This is a genomic window from Synechococcus sp. H55.11 (assembly GCF_047462475.1).
Lineage (GTDB): Bacteria > Cyanobacteriota > Cyanobacteriia > Thermostichales > Thermostichaceae > Thermostichus.
The window spans coordinates 1-1,830 of the sequence record NZ_JANSJI010000096.1 but is presented as its reverse complement, the minus strand read 5'-3'; the positions used below and the strand labels follow the sequence as shown (position 1 = coordinate 1,830).

General features: G+C 52.8%; 2 protein-coding genes. Both read right to left on the bottom strand.

The window, feature by feature from the left end; all coding sequences use genetic code 11:
* Window positions 1-406: 406 nt before the first annotated feature.
* Window positions 407-1,663: a BREX system ATP-binding domain-containing protein gene (locus NW853_RS04370; protein WP_414347975.1), complete on the bottom strand. Its 1,257-nt coding sequence runs from the start codon at window positions 1,661-1,663 to the stop codon at window positions 407-409.
* The coding region (locus NW853_RS04365; RefSeq protein ID WP_414347972.1) for a hypothetical protein at window positions 1,636-1,830 on the bottom strand (195 nt) is incomplete at its 5' end. The genes NW853_RS04370 and NW853_RS04365, both read right to left, overlap by 28 nt.

Sequence of the window (1,830 nt, the reverse complement as noted above, 5' to 3'; positions counted from 1 at the left end):
TCAATCCCAAGTACCGCAACAAGGGCCAAGGCCCCAACCCCTACCAAAATCCCTTCCAGCGTTGAGCAGTCGCTGCGAGCTAGGTGGTGAACGACTCCCGACACTCCTCTTCGTTGAGTAAACACAACATGGCTTACGCCACACTGCGCGAACAGATAGCGTACGGGCTTCACGCTTCCCAGACTTGTTTGCACAGAAGTCTCAGCGTGCTGCCACCGTGCGACCCACGGCGGAAACCAGTCAGGGAAGCTCTGCAGAGATTTAACTCAATCTCTTCAACTGAAGCACGAACGGCTTTCATCCCGACACTGATTGGCTCTTGAGTCAACACAATTCACCAATACAGTGCGGAGCTTCCCGCCGATTAAGCTAAACTCAGACAACTTTGAGGAGCACCTAGGCTTGCTTAAGCTTCTTCTTCCAGTTCTTGGATCTCTTCCGTAGGGGTGTGTCCAGTCGCTTCGTCTTCCTCAATCTGAACTTTATCGGTGGGGTTGTAGTACCGGCGCACATCCCACTCAGTAATCCAGCGACGAATAATTGACCGCACGGTAGTTGTGCTGTAAAGAGGAGGAATCTCGGGCAGTGATGGCCGTACCCAATCAGGGTAGGCCTTCTGGTAGAGATCCGCCACCTTGCGCAACATCGCTTGAATGGCCTCCTGAGCTTCCGAACAGGAGCGGAGGGGGATAGCCCGCCGAATGGCCTCCATGCCGGCCTTTACAGCTTCTTCAGAAACATGCTTCTGGCGCGCCATCTCAGGTGCCTTCTCCCAATCCCCTTTTTCCTGCAAGATAGACTGCTCAAAGTCGCGGGTTACTGCTCCCACTAGAATCAGCGGAGCTGCTTTTAGTTCTTCAGGTAAAGTTTCCTTGCCAAACAAGTGGCCAAGAACGCGGTAGGACTTGACCCGTTGCAGGATGCTGTACTGTGCAATCAGCTCGATCTCATCCACCAAAACCACCAAGCCCCTGAGCCCTATGGCCCGACATAGCTGAGCAGAAAAAGCCAGGCGCTGCCAGTGCAGACTTTCCGCAGGAGGTAGCTTGCCGACGGAGTGAGCCCCTGCCAGACCGTGATCCCGAAGTCTCTGCCGCACCTCTGAGAGCCTCAGGGTGGGTTCACCGGCCCAAAAGCGGACAATAGCATCTAGTCTCTCATCGTCACCCTCTAGCCTTTGGTGTAAAGCTAGAGTAGACGGCCACCAGCCCTCTCCAAATCGCCATTGGTTAACCCAAAGCTGGAACTCCTGGAAAGAAGGCTGTTTGTACTGCAGACGACCTGCAATGCCTTGGAGCCCGCGCTCAGCCATGTCAGGGAGTTCGATTTCGGCAAGAATGCGGGGAATTAGGCGACTAGGATTGCCAAGAGGCAGCTCTTTAGAGATGACGACCAACGAGGTGGCAAAACCCTGCTTCTTTGCTTTTTCCTGCAGAGCTAGTAGAAGATGAGACTTACCAGTTCCAAAGTCCCCCTTCACGAGCATACCCCCAGGCCCTAAGCTGGGGGCGTTGCATAATTCCCAAAACTTCTCTTCGACCTCTTGTTGCCAAGAGCCAAGTTCTGCAACCGCAAATGGATTGGGAACACCGTTTCGCAGCGCTTCAATCGCTCGTCGGGCTACAAGTGATGCGCTCATTGAAGTTGAACCATAGTTGTACAAGGATTGGGATAATTGGGAGAATATACCTCGTTCTCAATTCGAGTTTGCAAGGCTCGGTACTTATGGTAGGACAAAAGTTCTGATTCAATGAACTCTGGAGGAGCCATGAAGATTAGAGCTGTTTTCTCAAGCTTACTCTCTGCATCGATAAACTCTCGCAAGGTTTC